Annotated in this window: 18 protein-coding genes; 6 read left to right on the top strand and 12 right to left on the bottom strand. The window is 54.9% G+C overall.

Features of this window, described 5'->3' with window-relative positions; all coding sequences use genetic code 11:
* Positions 1–32: 32 nt before the first annotated feature.
* From SH248x_RS00360 to SH248x_RS00350, 3 genes are all read right to left on the bottom strand, one after another.
* Positions 33–716 (bottom strand): protein-tyrosine phosphatase family protein, encoded by a 684-nt coding sequence (locus SH248x_RS00360; protein WP_459556522.1) that lies wholly within the window; start codon positions 714–716, stop codon positions 33–35.
* A 175-nt stretch (positions 717–891) separates the two neighbouring features.
* Entirely contained in the window at positions 892–1,449 is a 558-nt protein-coding gene (locus SH248x_RS00355) for a PspA/IM30 family protein (RefSeq protein ID WP_459556521.1), read from the bottom strand.
* Between the two features lie 150 nt (positions 1,450–1,599).
* Positions 1,600–2,265 (bottom strand): sigma-70 family RNA polymerase sigma factor, encoded by a 666-nt coding sequence (locus SH248x_RS00350; RefSeq protein ID WP_459556520.1) that lies wholly within the window; start codon positions 2,263–2,265, stop codon positions 1,600–1,602.
* Between the two features lie 312 nt (positions 2,266–2,577).
* Between SH248x_RS00350 and SH248x_RS00345 the strand changes: the two genes are divergently transcribed.
* The 6 genes from SH248x_RS00345 (at position 2,578) to SH248x_RS00320 (ending at position 9,161) form a co-directional block, all read left to right on the top strand.
* On the top strand, positions 2,578–3,825 hold the full coding sequence (locus tag SH248x_RS00345) for a nickel-dependent lactate racemase family protein (RefSeq protein WP_459556519.1): 1,248 nt from the start codon (positions 2,578–2,580) through the stop codon (positions 3,823–3,825).
* 171 nt (positions 3,826–3,996) lie between these two features.
* Positions 3,997–5,445 (top strand): Gfo/Idh/MocA family oxidoreductase, encoded by a 1,449-nt coding sequence (locus SH248x_RS00340; protein WP_459556518.1) that lies wholly within the window; start codon positions 3,997–3,999, stop codon positions 5,443–5,445.
* Positions 5,446–5,832: 387 nt separating this feature from the next.
* Positions 5,833–6,915 carry a 3-phosphoserine/phosphohydroxythreonine transaminase gene (gene serC, locus SH248x_RS00335; protein ID WP_459556517.1) on the top strand — a complete coding sequence of 361 codons (1,083 nt, stop codon included), beginning with the start codon at positions 5,833–5,835 and terminating at the stop codon, positions 6,913–6,915.
* 193 nt (positions 6,916–7,108) lie between these two features.
* Positions 7,109–7,888, top strand: coding sequence for a nucleoside phosphorylase-I family protein (locus SH248x_RS00330; RefSeq protein WP_459556516.1), 780 nt, complete (start codon positions 7,109–7,111; stop codon positions 7,886–7,888).
* A gap of 103 nt (positions 7,889–7,991) precedes the next feature.
* The gene (gene cmk, locus SH248x_RS00325) at positions 7,992–8,654 is read left to right on the top strand and encodes a (d)CMP kinase (RefSeq protein WP_459556515.1); all 663 of its coding nucleotides are present in this window, start codon (positions 7,992–7,994) and stop codon (positions 8,652–8,654) included.
* A gap of 12 nt (positions 8,655–8,666) precedes the next feature.
* A complete protein-coding gene (locus SH248x_RS00320; RefSeq protein ID WP_459556514.1) occupies positions 8,667–9,161 on the top strand; it encodes a MarR family winged helix-turn-helix transcriptional regulator in 495 nt (164 codons plus the stop codon).
* Positions 9,162–9,201: 40 nt separating this feature from the next.
* Here the strand turns inward: SH248x_RS00320 and acpS are convergent, their stop codons facing one another.
* From acpS to SH248x_RS00275, 9 genes are all read right to left on the bottom strand, one after another.
* Entirely contained in the window at positions 9,202–9,585 is a 384-nt protein-coding gene (gene acpS, locus SH248x_RS00315; protein ID WP_459556513.1) for a holo-ACP synthase, read from the bottom strand.
* Complete coding sequence (locus SH248x_RS00310) at positions 9,582–10,154, bottom strand: hypothetical protein (protein WP_459556512.1); 573 nt, start codon at positions 10,152–10,154, stop codon at positions 9,582–9,584. The genes acpS and SH248x_RS00310 overlap by 4 nt, the downstream gene beginning before the upstream one ends.
* Positions 10,155–10,279: 125 nt before the next feature.
* Positions 10,280–11,257, bottom strand: coding sequence for a tryptophan--tRNA ligase (gene trpS, locus SH248x_RS00305; protein ID WP_459556511.1), 978 nt, complete (start codon positions 11,255–11,257; stop codon positions 10,280–10,282).
* Between the two features lie 216 nt (positions 11,258–11,473).
* Positions 11,474–12,400, bottom strand: coding sequence for a dihydroorotate dehydrogenase (locus SH248x_RS00300; protein ID WP_459556510.1), 927 nt, complete (start codon positions 12,398–12,400; stop codon positions 11,474–11,476).
* Between the two features lie 237 nt (positions 12,401–12,637).
* On the bottom strand, positions 12,638–12,856 hold the full coding sequence (locus tag SH248x_RS00295) for a hypothetical protein (protein WP_459556509.1): 219 nt from the start codon (positions 12,854–12,856) through the stop codon (positions 12,638–12,640).
* A gap of 703 nt (positions 12,857–13,559) precedes the next feature.
* Positions 13,560–14,672, bottom strand: coding sequence for an aminopeptidase (locus SH248x_RS00290; protein ID WP_459556508.1), 1,113 nt, complete (start codon positions 14,670–14,672; stop codon positions 13,560–13,562).
* A gap of 276 nt (positions 14,673–14,948) precedes the next feature.
* Positions 14,949–15,452, bottom strand: coding sequence for a DUF2203 family protein (locus SH248x_RS00285; RefSeq protein WP_459556507.1), 504 nt, complete (start codon positions 15,450–15,452; stop codon positions 14,949–14,951).
* 516 nt (positions 15,453–15,968) lie between these two features.
* Positions 15,969–16,577, bottom strand: a complete 609-nt coding sequence (gene cysC / locus SH248x_RS00280) for an adenylyl-sulfate kinase (protein WP_459556506.1) — start codon at positions 16,575–16,577, stop codon at positions 15,969–15,971.
* A gap of 402 nt (positions 16,578–16,979) precedes the next feature.
* A complete protein-coding gene (locus SH248x_RS00275) occupies positions 16,980–17,111 on the bottom strand; it encodes a hypothetical protein (protein WP_459556505.1) in 132 nt (43 codons plus the stop codon).
* Positions 17,112–17,187: the final 76 nt, after the last annotated feature.

Here is a 17,187-nt window from a genome sequence, read left to right as displayed (position 1 = left end):
TTTCTTGGTCTGTTGTTATCAACGCGATTTGCTTACCGCAGCAGCATCACCGGCGACTCAATTGGCACTTCGGCAATCACTTTGCGTTCGGCAAGGATCTTCGCCAGTTCGTCGACATGATCGTTCACGTACTCCACGACCTTCTCATTCTTATGTCGTCGAGACTCATAAATACACAGCTCTTCCAAGGCATCGTGTGCGGATTTGCCTTCGACGAGCATCCGATAACTCGCAATCACGCCCCCCGTACGCTGTGCACCAGCCGCACAGTGAACCAGGACAGGTTTCTTATCAAGAACACACTTCTGCATCAGTTCAATCGCATCGGCATAACGCTCGACATTGCCCGTTCCATCTCCCTTGAGTGGAAAGCGATGCACTTCGACTCCCAGGCGATCGGCCGTCGCAATCTCAGCCTTTTGAAACTCGCCGATGCGTCCTTCATCCAGACCATTCAGGTCGATGATGACTTTGATTTTGTTATCCAGCAGGACGTCTTCAATCAGCGAGGGCGAAATCTGCCCACTGCGAAAAATCGCCCCTTCCTGGACGACACCGAAGTTCCGCGCGATAAAGCGGTCTTCAAGGTACTCTTCCCACACAAAGACAAGAGCTGCCACCGGGGCAATGATCATAAGGGCGTAGTGGTACCAGCTGAGCGACGAACCTTCTCGAAGATCAATATCGTGACGGTCCTCTTTCACGAGGGCGGACATGGCAGCTTCCTTGCTTTTCTTTCAGCGACCTAACTGATGATTCAGTCAGCTTTTAAGACGCGAAAACACCCCGCGGCATTCTCTGAAATCCAACCTCCGGATCCATCCGGCGGCAGACTTTCGTCAGGATATTATCAGGATCGGCCATGAGCGCGAATGGGAATCACTGTCTTCCCTACTTGTCGAGCAATTCTTTCTTTATAGCCTCAAGTTCTGCATCAATTTCAGCCAGACTCGATTCATCAGCCACCGTCTCGGTCATCGCTCTTAGAACCGTCGAACTGGTGTGTTTCGACGTAATAGCTCCGGTCTCAATGAGTTCCGCCTGTTTGCGAATCGCCTCATTCCGCCGTGCTTCAAGGGCTTTACTCATCGTCAGCAGATGTTCATGAGTCGCGACTGCGGACTGCAACTGTTGATCCAGCCCCGCAACCAGCGCTTCTGCTTCCCTGCGACGGAAAAGCATCTGCTTGGCCTTCTCGTCGTCTTTCTCCATGACAGCAGTTTTGGTCTGCTCCAGCCAGTGATCCGCCATTTTCTGCTGTTCGGTCCGATTCTTTCGAATCTGATCGACATTCCGGGCAGCCGTCGCCACGCTCCGCTTCGCCCCGGCGAGCCCCTGTTCCATTTCGAACAGGATCTGCTCGAGAGCCGCTTTGGGATCAGTGGCATGTTGAAGAATGGAGGACAAGTGACACGTCACAATATCAGTGAGGCGACTGAAATACGTCATAAAAAAGACTCCCGGATCGACTGGCAAAATTCAGCCTCGTCGATCCGTCGTTAATCGGCAGGATTCAGGGAGAACGTATCATTCGCCCAATTGGATGAAACGAAAATCGATTATTTCAAAGGATAGGGAAAACTACGCAGGCAGCCGACATCAGCTCCCATCGAGTCCTTCCCTCTCCAGCAAAGACTTCAACTTTTCCCGGGCCAGTCGCAGGCGACTCTTGGTCGTCGCGAGGTTCGCCTCCATGAGTTCGGCGATCTCATGCAGCTTCAGATTCCCGAAGTAATGCAGCGTCAGGGTCTGACGTTGATCATCGGGCAGCTGTTGCATCAACAGGTGGATCTTTTTCTGTTCTTCGCTTTTGTGGGCATATTCCTCGGGCAAAGACAGGTCATCGGCAACTCCCCCGAGAAAATTATCCCCATCGTCTTCCGACGGACGTCGGCAGTGCAGCAGCGCATCATGCGAGCGTTTGCGATAATCATCGATCAGCAGATTCCGAGCGACCCGGTACATCCAGCTCGTAAATCGCCCCAGCGGAAGGTAATCCCAGGACTGATTGTAGACTTTGAGCAAGGTTTCCTGAGCCAGATCCTCAGCCAGATGAGGATCGCGCAGGTTATCGAGGAAGAAGTAGAACAGGCGTTTCTGGTGTCTTTGCACCAGCTCATCAAATGCCTTTTGATCCCCTTCCTGAATGCGGATCATGAGCAAATCGTCAGGCGTCAACTCACGACCATCGCCAGCTGACGTCATTTCAGCGGTTTCGTCTGCCAGTTCGGAGTCTTCGGACGGTGCCCTCATAGACTTAAACATACCACGGAACGACTGTTCGTTTCAATTTCGGGCCGTTGAGGAATATGTCGAAGTTGCATGAATGGAGAAATCAACCACGGATAGACGCGGATGCTCACGGATCAGAAGACGAGAATTGAACCGCAGATAAACACAGGTGAACGCAGATGGGAAGGAAGAAGACGCAAGCAGGAAACTTCTATTTCTCCGCTTCTTTTATCTGTGTCCAACTGTGTTTATCTGCGGTTCCTCTTCCTCCTTGTTCGCGTTTGCCTGTCTCCGTATCATTGCGGTTTTCATCGGTCTCTCTCTCTCATCAGGAATCCCAGTTTCGTGACGACTTCCGGATCATTCAACATCTCCCTTGGCAGCACGGCGACCGCCCAATTCCAACTCCGTCCTGAGCAGATTCAAGGCGTTCATATTCCACCTGCGCCTCTGACGGACCTGACCGCGCAGATCAAACTGGCCCTCGAAAAGCCCCCCGGTTTCCCGGCACTTCGCAGCTGTGTCGTCCCAGGTGACCGCGTCTGCATTGTCATCGATGATGAGCTTCTCCACGCGGATCTCTTCGTCCACGAAATCATCAATATCCTGCGACAATCACACGTCGAAGCCAAGGACATCACCGTCCTGTCCCGCACCAGCCTCTTGCCCTGCCACACTTCGAAGATCACAGAAAACCACCCGGAAATCTCCCTCACCAGCCACATGCAGCTGGGGAAAAAAATCGAAGAAGACCACTGCGCCTACCTCGCCAGTTCCGCCGATGGACAGCGAGTTTACCTCGCTCGCCCCGTCGTTGAGGCCGATTTTGTCATCTCCTGCGGCCTGATGACCTATCACCAGCAGACCGGCTACCGCACCACGTCCACCCTGATTTTCCCCGAGCTCTCCGACGATCAGGCCCTCGCCCGCTACCAGACCTGGAGCACCGACGAACTCAATCCCGAAGACGATCGACACTGGCGCCAACTCGCCAGCGAAGTCGATTGGCTCATCGGCTCCCCGTTCTCTATTCAGGCGATCCCCTCGTCCGTCGGCGGCGTCACTGAGATCACCGCGGGACAGACCGAACAGACGTTCGCCGCCTTGCGTCCTCAAATGGACGATGGCTGGCGTTTCAGCCTCCCTGAACGCGTCGAAACCGTCATCGCGATCGTCGATCTGGATGAAAAAGACGTGACCTTTTCCCATGTCGCACAGGCCCTCAAGAACGCCCGCAAGCTCGTCCAGCGCGAAGGCAAAATCATCCTCGTGACCCAGCTGAACGCCCCACTGACCGACCAGTTGGAACTCCTGCGACAACACGATACGCCCTATGAGGGCTTCCAGACCCTTCGCAAACTCCCCGCCCGACAGGAAGCCAGCCACGCCCTGATCTTTGCCGACGCTGTCGATTGGGCGAATGTGTACCTCATGTCCGGACTCCCGTCTGAGACAGTCGAAGACCTCTTCATGACCCCCATTCAGGACAACGCTGAGCTTCAGCGCCTGCTCGATGCCCATCCCGACGACAGCACCGCTGTTCTGATTGGCGCCCAGTACCTTTGGACAGAGATCGCAGTCGGCGAAAAATAACCAAACCGGATGGCGATCTACAATCAGTTTGCAGGCTTCCGTGGGCGCTAATCGCTTTCGTACTTGAGTCCACGCCAGAGAATGCGTAATTTGAAGCTGCGACGTTAGATCAACATTCTTCGATCAATCGTCCCCCATCCACACTTTACGCGATCCTCCGAGGAGCCCACCATGTCGATTTCACGACGCGACTTCGTCCAAACCTCTGCTCTGGCCGCGGGTGCCCTCGCAACCGTTGGCTATCAGAAATCCGCCCGCGCCGCTGACAAACAATCGGTTCTGCGGGTCGCTGTCATCGGCGTCAACTCACGCGGCCTGGAACATATCGACTGCTACCTCAAGAACGAGAATGTCGAAATCACGACAATCTGCGACACCGATACCGAAGTCGGGATGAAAAAGGGAGTCAAGCGAGTCGAAGAGAAGTCCGGCAAAGCACCCAAGTTTGTCCAGGATCTTCGCGAAGTCTTCGCAGATCCCAACATTGATGTCGTCTCGATCGCAACTCCCAACCACTGGCACTCTCTGGCCACCATCTGGGCTGCTCAAGCCGGCAAAGCCATCTACTGCGAAAAACCAGTCAGTCACAACATCGCCGAAGGCCGACGCGCAGTCCAGGCGATCGAGAAATACAAGGTCATCTGCCAGTGTGGAACGCAGTCACGTTCTCACAAAGCCATGCAGGACGCCGTCGCCTACATCAAGTCCGGCAAACTCGGCGAAGTCAAACTCGCCCGCGGCCTCTGCTACAAGCCTCGCAAAGGCATCGGCCCCGCTGGTACCTATGAATACCCGAAATCGGTCGACGTCAACATCTGGACTGGCCCAGCTGAGATGACCGAACTGACCCGCCCCAAGTTCCACTACGACTGGCACTGGCAATGGAACTGCGGCAACGGCGATTCTGGCAACCAGGGCATCCACCAGATGGACATCGCCCGCTGGGGTCTGGGAGTCAATGACATCGCCCAGACCATCGTCAGCTTCGGCAAACGCTACGCCTGGGATGACGCCGGGACAACGCCGAACACTCAGATTGAAGACTTCCAGTTCGCCGATGGCAAACGCATTATCTTCGAAACCCGGAATCTCGAATCCGATAAGTATCACGACGTCGGCATCGGCAACATCTTCTACGGCACCGAAGGCGTCATCGCCATGGATAGCAATTACGGCAAAGCAGCCCTCTACGACAAAGACTGGAAGAAGGTCCAGGAATTCAAGGGCGGCGGGATGCAGAACCACGTCGATAACTTCGTCGAAGCAGTCATCAAGAACGATTCCTCAATGCTCAACTGCCCATTCGTCGAAGGTCACCTCTCAAGTGCTCTCTGTCACACCGGCAACATCAGCTACCAACTCGCCAAATCCGCCAGCGTCGACGACATCCGATCCGCCGGCATGGGCGATGCCGAATGGAACGACTCCCTCGACCGCATGCTGACCCACCTCAAGGGTCACAACGTCGACGTCGCAGCCAACCCCATGCACCTGGGTCCAAAACTGACCTTCGACAGCAAGACCGAACTCTTCACCGGCACCCAGGCCGACGACGCCAACCAATTCGTCGCCCGCAAAGGCCGCGGCGAGTTCATCATCCCCGAAGTCGCCGACCTGTAAACCATTCTTCTCCCATGAGGGGAGCCGCATTTTGTCCCTTCTCCCTTGAGGGGAGCGGCTTTATGTCCCTTCTCCCTTGAGGGGAGAAGGTGGCAGCGCTTCGCTGACGGATGAGGGTGGGCGATAGGCAACGAACGATTCACAATCGCTCAATCAACATCAGGCGATTCATACGTTCGGGTGGCTGGGGTCAGGATTGTTAGCTGACCCCAGTTCGACTGCGCATTGCAACGACTGAACTTAGAAAAAGCGCGACGGCCCTCACGCCGTCGCGTTTTTTCATTCCCGTCACCCGCTTCCGACCGAACCTCATCCCCGCTGGAAAACTCATTTCAACATCACTACCATGTCGGTTCATCGCTGCCCTCTGTCGCAATCTGGAATCTCATGACTCAGCGCATTTATAACTTCTCAGCCGGTCCCGCCATCCTTCCTGTTCCCGTTCTGGAAGAAGCCAGGGAAAACATCCTCAGCCTGGGGAATACAGGCATGGGGATCATGGAGCACTCGCACCGGGGCAAGGCGTTCGTCGCGGTCCATGCAGAAACCGAAGCCGCCTGCCGACGTCTGGCTGGGATTTCTGATGAGTTCGCCGTCCTCTTCCTGCAGGGCGGGGCGTCCTCTCAGTTCTTCCAGATTCCACAGACCTTCCTCAAACCGGAAGAAACAGCAGACTATCTCGTCACCGGCGTATGGGCTCAAAAAGCCGTCAAAGAAGCCAAACGCTACGGCAAAGTCAACGAAGCCTGCAGCAGCAAGGATCGCAACTTCTGCTACATCCCCAAGACCTGCAACTATTCTGCCAATCCGAAGTACGTCCACTTCACCTCGAACAACACGATCTTCGGCACTCAATTCAAAACCGAGCCAACGACCCCAGCCGGCTCGTTCCTCGTCTGTGATGCCTCCAGCGACATCTATTCTCGCCCGATCGACGTCAACAAGTACGGCATCATCTACGCCGGTGCCCAGAAAAACCTCGGCCCATCCGGCGTCACGCTGGTCATCATCCGCAAGGACCTCATGGAGCAAGGCAACCCGAACCAGCCGGAAGTCATTCAATACAAGGTCCAGGCCCAGAACGATTCGATGTTCAATACCCCGCCCACCTTCGGCATCTACCTGATGGGTCTGGTCTTCAAGTGGATCGAAAAAAACGGCGGTTTGAAAGCCATGGCGGATCACAACGAGTCCAAAGCCAAACCTCTTTACGACTACCTCGCCCAAAGCACGCTCTTCAAATCAACTGCTGACGAAGACAGCCGGTCTCTGATGAACGTCTGCTTTGTCACCGGCAACGAAGAACTCGACGCCAAGTTCGTCAAAGAAACGACCGCAGCCGGCTTCGACGGCCTCAAAGGCCACCGCAGCGTCGGCGGCATGCGAGCCAGCATCTACAACGCCTTCCCCGCCCAGGGCATCACCGACCTCGTCGCCTTCATGAAAGACTTCGAAGCGAAGAACTCTTAGGCGAGCGGGGGGTGTGAACCCCCTGTCTTAACGACTCACAGCACAGTAAACGGTTACGAATCGTTCGAATAGACTGGAGGCGTCTCGCTTCTGGCATCTACAAGGCGTTTTAAAAGTAAGTTTTTAAGACAGGGGGTTCACACCCCCCGCTCGCCTTTTGGATCAAAGGCTCAATTTTCTTCAGGGAGCGAGCATGACAACCCCCTCACTCCCCGCGACCATCCCGCAACCTTTCCGCCCGAGACTCGCGGTCCTCGCCGCCTTGTCCATCGAGCTCAGTGGCCTTAAATCCCTGTGCACCTTCGGCCCGACCGTCTTCGCCAATGGCTTCCGCACCTGGGAATCGACTCTCGAGGGAGTCCCAATCCTGGTCGTCGAAACAGGTGTCGGCTTCCGTCGCGCCGAGAAAGCAACCCAGGCGATCATTGATGCTTACAAGCCAACTGTCGTCCTCTCCGTCGGACTCTGCGGCGGCCTCAACGACGAACTCCCCACTGGCCAGCTTATCCTCGCCAAGTCCGTCAAACGAACAGCCGGTCGCGCGATCACCTGTTCTCAAACGCTCCGCAAAGAAGACCTTCTCGCAACCCTCAACGCACGCGAAGTTCAAGTCATCACAGCCGATGCCGCCGTCACGTCGGTCGAAGGAAAGCAAGCTCTCCGACAATCCTCGAAGGGGGATGTCGTCGATATGGAATCATTCGCTGTGGTGGATATCTGCCACCAACGACAAGTGAAATTCGGCGTTCTGCGTGTCATCAGCGACGATGCGAAGACAACCCTGCCGACAGGGGTCATGAGTTTGATCGGCGAAACCGGAGCACTTCGCGTCGGTGCACTGGTAGGAACATTGTGGCATAAACCAAGCTCGATGGTTGACCTCTGGAAACTCCGCAATCAATCGCTCGCCTGCAGTCAAACCCTCGCTCGTGGTTTGCAGCAAGTCTGTCTCTTTCTGGCCGGAATGAAATGACAAGGACGATCTTGCTCGTTAGTGTAATCAGTGACTTTCCCTGACAGCCCCGAGCGTGAGGGACCGGAATTTGACCACCGTTTCGACACAAGATCATAACGCGATGTCTTCGATCATCATCACCATTGACGGCCCGGCTGGCAGCGGCAAAAGCACGCTCGCGAAACTCCTGGCCGGCCGACTGGGGTTCGACTTCCTCGACACAGGTGCCATGTACCGCGCCGTCGCCTGGGCATCACTGCAAGCCAATCTCATGCCTCAAGACACCCAGTCAATGGGCATGATCGCAGCTCAATTGCCGTTACGCATGCAGGACAAACACGTCTTCGTCAATGACACCGATGTCACTCTCGACATCCGACATCCCGACGTCGCTCAGATGGCGTCAATCGTCGCCAGTGTTCCCGCTGTCCGTGAGGCCCTGGTCACTCAACAGCGGACCGTCGCCCAGGGACGGCGAATGGTCACCGAAGGACGCGATCAAGGCTCCGTCGTTTTCCCTGATGCCGCCTGCAAGTTTTTTTTGACAGCTTCACCTGTTGTCCGCGCCTCCAGACGCTATAGTGAACTAACGGCTGCTGGCCGCGAGGTCGACTTCGAGACCCTGTTGGCCCAGCAGCAGGAACGCGATGAACGCGACCAGAACCGAGCTTGTTCGCCTCTGGTGAAAGCCGATGGAGCTCTCGAGATCGACACCTCTGACCTGACGCCGGATGACGTGCTCGCCCTGATGGAGCAGACCGTCCGCAGCGTCGTGAGACTGTAGACAGCGAGTCTAATGACCGAAGAATTCCACGAACCGACTCCCGTTCGCGGCGGACGTTTTGATACGCCCGAGCAGGAAGTCTATCTGAATCTGTGGCGTACCTACGACTGCCTCAAAGCCGTCGAGGATCAGCTGTTCGATCAGTTCGATCTCTCGCCACAACAGTACAACGCGCTACGCCTGCTCAAAGCCGCAGGCAGTACCGGCCTGCAGACGCTGGCCCTCGCACGTCGCTTGATCTCGCGCAGTCCAGACATCACGCGCATGCTGGACCGCCTGGAGAAACGGGGCCTGATCAGTCGCGAACGCAAATCCGAGAATCGGCGTGTCGTCGAAGTCGTCATCACCGAAGGTGGCCTGGATCTGCTGGCAAAGATGAGTGATCCCGTCCGCCAGATGCACCGCCATCAGCTTTCGCATCTGAATGAATCACAGCAGAAACAACTGACCGAGCTGCTCAAACATTCGCGACAGCCTCACGAAGACGAAACCTGCGACTGGCTGTAAGCGATTTAAGAGGTAGCACAGACATTCCTGTCTGTGCTTTTCATTCCCCCACCGCAATCGCCGTCGCGGTCGCATACGCCTTACTATGCGACATGGAAATCTGAATCTCCGTAATCCCCAGCGAGGTCGCGAACTCCTGCGTGCTTCCCGTTAAGACCACGACCGGCTTGCCGCTCTTCAAGATTTGAATCTCGATCTCGGCCCAGCTGATCCCTTTGATGAACCCTGTGCCGAGCGCCTTCACGATCGCTTCTTTCGCGGCCCAGCGTGAGGCAAAACGCTCTGTCGACGATTTATGAGCCTTGCAATACGCGATCTCATCGTCGGTGTAGATGCGTGTGAGGAAATGATCGCCGTGACGATCGATCATCTCCTGGATGCGTCCGATTTCGGTGATATCTGTCCCCAGGCCAATAATCGTCACGTCATCATCTCCCTGGAAACCGTTTCTCGTAAGGCCGACTTCTGCGAAGGCAGTAACGTTCGAGCAACCAGCACACCCAATGTCGCCGTCGATCCCATCTCAAAAATCCACCAGGGAATCACCCAGCCAATCGGCAGCTTCAAAGCAGCATACTTCTGAGCCAGGAAGACATCCCAGCGGACTTTCGTCGGATCATCAATTTTCTCCGCCCCCTGCTGCCTGGCGATCTGCTCGTACATCCCTGCCGAAAGCGCATTCTCGGAAACTTGTTTCCTGCGCAACGCTTCAAACTGACGATGCCCATCCCATGCTAAACCAGCCTGTAACGCCACTGCTGCCAGCACCGCCAGCGTAAACGAAATCCATTCCGGCGATAGCTTCCACTGACGCGAAACCTTCAACGCAAGAAACCCGAAGACAGCGGAAACAAAGAATGGAAACAGCCAGACCTTCTTCACCACAGCAGGCAACATCCCAACAAACGGAATGAACAACAACGACATCCCCACCAGCGCCAGCACAAAAACAAACCAGCGCCCCACACTCGAATTCGCGATTGAGAGTTTCATCAGTATCTCCAGGTCAGTCGCGAGTCTCACTCTTGATCCTTCTCCCCCGGGGAGAAGGTGGCCGAGTCTTCGAGGTCGGATGAGGGAACTCTGCAGGATATGTTAAGCCCTCATTCCACTCGAATTCAAACAGGCTTCGCCAACAACCCACATGCTTCCCGCGCTCGTGTCAGCGTCGCTTGCGCCTTCGCCCGTGCCCGCTGCGCACCGGCTTTCAGAATGTCATGCACCTCACTCGGATTCGCCACCAGCTGCTCGCGTCGCGTCCTCGCGGACCCAAAGTATTCCATCGCCGCTTCGAAGAGCTGCTGCTTGGCTTCCCCATACCCCATCCCGCCAGCACGGTAACGGGCTGCAAGAGCTTCCTGTTGCTCTGCGTTAGCGAAGAGCTTGTACAACGTGAAGACCGGGCAGGTCTCTGGATCCTTCGGATCTTCAACCGCTTTGGAATCGGTCTTGATCGACATGATCTTCTTGCGAAGCTGCTTCTCAGGCATGAAGAGCTCGATCGTGTTGCCGTAGCTTTTCGACATCTTCTCGCCATCGGTCCCAACGACTTTCGCGGTGGAATCGAGGACCCGGGCATTCGGCAGGACGAAGACTTCCGTGTTGTAGATCGTATTGAAACGCTGAGCGAGGTCACGCGCGACTTCGATATGCTGCACCTGGTCAACGCCGACGGGAACGATGTCACTGTCGTAAATGAGGATGTCAGCAGCCATCAACACCGGGTAAGTAAACAACCCCGCATCCGCAGCCAGCCCACGGGCCTTCTTGTCTTTATAGGCATGACACTTCTCGAGCAGATGCATCTGCGTGACGGTCATCAGCAACCACGTCAGCTCAGCATGCTCAGGAATATCAGACTGTCGAAACAACGCCGCTTTGGCAGGATCAAGTCCCAGCGAAATCAGATCAACCGCCGCCTCCCAGGTATACTCCTGCAGCAACTTCGGTTCACGCACCGTCGTCAGGGCATGATAGTCCGCAATAAAATAAAACGCCTGCTCATGCTCCTGCAGCGCAATATACTGCTGGATGGCCCCGAAATAGTTACCCCAGTGAAAACGACCGGTCGGTTGAATGCCAGATAAAACACGCATGGGAGAAGGGCTTAGGGCTTGGGGATTAGGGCTTAGTCAGACGAAGTACGTCACCAGATTTATTTCTGAGATCCTTCTCCCTTGAGGGGAGCTGTGCTGTGTCCCTTCTCCCTTGAGGGGAGAAGGTGCCCGAAGGGCGGATGAGGGTGGGCGATAGGCAAGAGAACGTCCCCAATATCAATTCGATGTCAGGCGACTATTCTCTCACTCACCCTCTCAACACTTCTTCACCGTCGGCAGTTCCAACGTCTTAATGAGACTCGTGATCGAAGGAAGGTTCGTGTGCTCCACATACGCTTTGAGTTCCTGCAACAAGTTTTCCGACTGGCCCGGCTTAAAGAAGTTCGTCGTCCCGACCTGGATCGCAGACGCTCCCGCGACGAAGAACTCCATCATGTCATCAAAGGTCGTGATCCCGCCGATGCCAATGATCGGGATATTCACCTTTTGAGCCACCTGATGCACGCATCGCAACGCAACCGGCTTGATCGCTGGCCCACTCAAACCGCCAATGACGTTTCCGAGAATCGGCTTGCGTCTCTTCCAGTCGATCGCCATCCCCTGGACGGTATTGATGAGAGAGACAGCATCCGCCCCGCCATCCGCAACCGCTTTGGCGATCGCCGTCACATCGGTGACGTTGGGCGTCAGTTTGATAATGATCGGGTGAGGACTGACCGCCATGACTTTCTGTGTCAGCTCGAAGGCCATCTCGGGATTCGTGCCGTAATCGACGCCACCCGTGACGTTGGGACAGGAGATGTTGAGTTCAAGAGCAGCAATTCCAGACAGGGGAGCCAACCGCTCCGTCATCTGGACAAACTCTTCAATCGTCTTGCCCGCGATATTGACGATGACCGCAGTCCCCAGCGTTGTCAGATAGGGGAGATGTTTTTCGATGAAGGTCTCGAGCCCATCATTATCGAGTCCGATGCTGTTGAGCATGCCCGAGGAGGTCTCGACCGTTCTTTGAGGAGCATTGCCAATACGAGGCTGCTGCGTGACCGTCTTGGGGATAATTCCACCCAGAGCAGACAGGTCGAGATAAGAAGCCATTTCCCGGGCATAGCCAAACGTTCCGGAAGCAACCAGAACCGGGTTCTTCAATTGAAGTCGGTTGAGTGAGACAGCAAGCGGATTCACGTGAGCAGGCAATCTGGGCAAAGGCCAACGGGTGGAACCGTTCTCAAGGAACGTCCAGAGATTGCATGCTAACGGCTAACAGAATGGTCGGCAACTCCGCACGCGGGCGACCGTTATCCATTCGTCTCACAGGAAAGCAGATGATCCCGCAATACTCGCGCCGATTCGGCCTGCGAGTCTGCAGTCAGCCCTAGACAAGGCTCCAGGGCGATCGAGCCATCGATCGACAGCCGCGAATTAAATCACGCCGCCGTGTGTCCGGTAAGGTGTCGCCAGGTCAGGCAGTTCCAGACCCCACATCCGTTCCCAGATTTCGGGAATGTGGCGGTAGCCTTCTGACGTATAGATCAACTGACGGGCACGGGTGTCTGAATTGCTGGACCAGATGGGAACAAAACAGCCCACCTGCGTCGAGGCGACAGCAAATAACACAGTCGCTAGGATGAAACGTCGCATGATCTCCTCCGTGAGTCCTCTTACGTCGTTGAAGTTTACCCGATGAGCTCACGCTCTTGCTGCAGACATGGTGTCTGCCGGTCACCGCGAAGAACTCGCAGTCGCCGGGAAGTGAACAAGGGATGGGAAAGTGAGGCGGGACATGGGAGCGGGCGTCTTCAGTGACGGTTCTACTCCGACCAACCAAACCTCGAAGAAGTCTGGTCACTGTGTTTATCGGTAGCAGCGATAGTACAGATGAGGCAATCTGTAACGATTTTCCGAATTTTGAGGTGATCCACCGTCACGGAGTCGTATCCGATCTGTGACTGCAGCGGCTATCAACCAGCAAAATGTGCGTTGAACATCGAAAACGTCTCAATCCCGCCGTCTCAAAAGTCGTGCCATGCTCACAGCTTTGAGCTGTCTTTTATACACAAGTTGGGAACCACAAATCCTTGGGCCTCGAAGTACGACTAATGCCCAATATCTTGTGGTTGACACAGGGGACCAAGTATGTCGGGTGCGCTGTTCACAGACTTGTGTATAAAAGAGAGCAGCTTTGAGTGAGCATGCTGCTTCGATTGACGTTGGAGCGTTCAGAACATGCTTACTCAAAGCCGCAAGCATGGCACGTTGCCTAAGAAGAGAGTTAAGCTTCTTCTCAGCGAACTCTGCTTCCCTCCGCGTCCTCTGCGTTCCAGTCTTCTTCTGTGTGCCGTCCTCAAGCAGGATTCAACCCGTGCAGTTCCTTCGGCAGGAACAGACCATCTTTGCGAATCAGCACATCATCAAAGTAAACTTCCCCACCACCAAACGCCGGCGTCTGACCGAGGACCAGATCCCAGTGCACAGTACTGACATTGCCATTGTCGGCCGCCTTATAAGCGTTACCCGGGGTAAAGTGCAGCGATCCCCCCATCTTTTCATCGAACAGCGTATCGAGAATCGGCGACTTGATCGCATGATTGCAGCCCAGCGAAAATTCCCCGATGTAACGGGCCCCTTCATCGGAATCGAGAATCTCATTGAGCCGAGCGGTGTTCCCCTGACAGGTCGCTTCAACGATCTTGCCGTTTTCAAAGACGAAGCGAATGTTGTCGAACACAAGCCCCTGATAGCGCGAGGGAATGTTGTACTGAATCACTCCGTTGACGCTGTCTCGAACAGGAGCGGTGTAAATTTCCCCGTCAGGAATGTTGCGTCGACCATTGCACGGCACAACAGGAATCCCATCGATCGAAAACGACAGGTCAGTCCCGGGAGAGACGATGCGAACCTTCGACGTCTTCTCCATCAAAGAAATCAACGGCTTCTGAGCGTCCGCCATCGCCACGTAATCTGCCGTGCAGACATCGAAATAAAAGTCCTCAAATGCCCGCGTACTCATCCTCGCTGACTGGGCCATTGAGGGGGTCGGATAGCGCAGCACGACCCACTTCGTTTTGTTGACCCGAATATCCGAATGCACCGGCGACCACACCACCGACTGGTAAGTCTTGAAATTCTGCCCGGGAACATCTGCAAACTCTTCGGAGTTCTCCGACCCGCGGATCCCGATGTAAGCCTGCACCTGCGACATCACCGCCAGTTCCATGTCCGCAATGAACTGATACGTCGGCGTGGAACCAGACAGCAGAATACTGCGCTGGACGAGATTACTCTTCAAACTGACAAACGGAATCCCGCCCGCCTGAACGGCATAATGAATCAGCGACTCAATGATCGCAGGGTCCGGAATGTCGAACGCCTCAATCAGAACCTTCTCCCCCGGCTGAAGTCGAACACTGTGTTGAATCAGCAACTCAGCAAGGCGAGCAATACGAGGATCAGACATGGTGCAGAATTTCGTGACAAGAGGCAACATCGAGTAAAACGTGTGCCACGGCTGTGTCAGCCGTGTGATCGCGCATGGAACGTCTGATTCAAAGGAACTCTGCACGGCTGACACAGCCGTGGCACACCGGGAATGTCGTCGTATCGCGGGTGTGAGGTCGCAATGTTGTACAGCGATTCATTCGATAAACGATCCCTCAAACAACCATAACAAAAAACGGCCCCTGTTGAAGAACAGAGGCCGTTTCAAATTGAGTTTGTATCCGACTGAGCGGGATCAGTTCTTGAGCATCGTATCGCCAGTGTCATTCGGAATGATCGGAGGCTTCTCGAGCAGATGAACCGCGGCGCGATCCTTCAGTTCGCAAAGCTCTTCGTGTCCGCGGGTCACACTCGTCTCGCCGAGCTTCCAGCAATGGAAGGCAGCCTTAGTATGAGCTGCGAACGTCTGTTCCGCGACGGGAAAGTGGACGATCCCAGTCGTTTCGTCGAACAGTTCCAGCCCCAGGCTTTCGAGTTCTTCGACACAGTCTTCGAAACGGTCGACTTCCGTCTTGAGCATCCGCTGCACGGCTTGGAGCTCTTCCGAGTATTCCTCGATTTCGCGAGCCGAGCGACGAGTGTGGTGTGCCTGAACTTCCGCAAGAAGTTCTGTTCGCTGCTCGATCTCCGCAGACAGCCGCACGATGTCGGCTGTAATGCGTTTGACGAGCGGGAGCATGGCATTGGCCTGCTCGAGCGTGAAGTGACGGGTTCTGATATTGGATGACACAGAGTTCATGTTCGTAACTCCGCAATTCTATTTACTTATAGCGCTGTCAAATCAGTATATCGTCCTGAGATTTCGTCTGAAGTCAGTAGGAAATGGAAAAATCGTTTTCCCAAACATCAATTGTGGCTGATCAACGTGACCAACCGCAAAAATAAACGGGAGAATAACCGGCCTCTTGTATTTATTACGTTTCCACGACCGCTGACGACTGTTGAATCGCGGGGGTTTAATGAAAAGACGAAAAAAAAGCCAGAGCGGTTCACTTTTAACCGCCCCGGCTCATTCATTTTCATTCAGATAAACCGCTACCTGCGGCAAGTACGCCATTCGCACTAAGATTTCGATACGACTTCCCCCAAAGGGTGGCCCAGCCGTTCACGGCTGGGTGAGCGCAGCTCACAAGAAGCCAGCGCCATCCGCGTTCGATTCGAGTTGCAGCGGCGAGTTGAAGTTCATCGCGGATGGTGACGTATCTTGTCGACTTCGTCGATCCAGCCATGAACGGCTGGACCACCCCATCAAAGCCTAACCAATCAGGCTTTTCGCCTTCAGGTAAGCAACGACTTCGTTAGCCAGTTCGTCGATTCCCTTGGTATTTGAATCGAGAACAAGTTCTGGCTTCTCTGGGGCTTCGTAAGGATCGCTGATCCCCGTGAAGTTCTTGATTTCGCCAGCGCGGGCTTTCTTGTACAGACCCTTTGGATCGCGTTTTTCGCAGGTCTCGATAGAAGCATCGACAAGGACTTCGACGAACTCGCCCTCTTTCATCAACGCACGGCAGGCATCGCGGTCAGCGCGATACGGAGAAATGAAAGCCGTCAGAACGAAGACGCCCGCTTCTGTGAACAGCTTGGAAACTTCGCCAATACGACGAATGTTCTCGGCTCGGTCATCAGCAGAAAATCCGAGGTTCTTGTTCAGACCCATGCGGATGTTGTCGCCATCGAGAATGTACGAGTGGATGCCCATCTGGTTGAGCTTGTAATCAACTGCGTTGGCGATTGTGCTCTTGCCGCAGGCCGACAGACCGGTGAACCAGATGACGGCAGACTTGTGACCCATCAGTTTCTGACGGTCTTCTCGGCTGACTTTGTGATCGTGCCAGGTGACGTTGGTGGCTTTTTGATCGGCCATAATTACCTCTAAACCTCTTAAATATCGGCGGATGTGCGAAGGCTGCAGCGCGTTGGCTCCAGCCTGCAAACAATCGGCTGGTCTTTCTGGCAGCGGAAACTTGGGCAATCCTAGAGAGTCACTGACATGCTGAGAAGCGAAATTGAGAAAATTCTTTGAAGCAACCTTCCTAAATCCTTGACGCCCACAGTTTTAATCAAGCAGTCGATCGTCGTTATCAGGGTGGTCCAGCCGTTCATGGCTGGATCGCGCAGCGACAAGAAGCCAGCGCCATCCGGCTTCAAGTCAAATTGATGCGATGAGTTCAAAGCGAAAGCGCACTGTGCCCGACCTCGGGGTGCCACTGGCTCCGCCAGTGCCGAACATCGATCGATATTCAGCTGTTAAATTACATCAGCTTTTCTAACACCCCCGACACCCGCTCGCATCGTCTTGCTCACCATCGAAGCCAGTGGCACCCGGTGCACCGCCCCAAGAGTGGGTGGTCCAGCCGTTCATGGCTGGATCGACGAAGTCGACAAGATACGTCACCATCCGCGATGAACTTCAACTCACCGCTCCAACTCGAATCGAACGCGCTTGGCGCTGCTTCTTGTGAGCGGCGCTCACC

Source organism: Lacunimicrobium album, assembly GCF_052161635.1.
Lineage (GTDB): Bacteria > Planctomycetota > Planctomycetia > Planctomycetales > Planctomycetaceae > SXPC01.
This window is presented reverse-complemented; position numbering and strand designations above follow the sequence as displayed.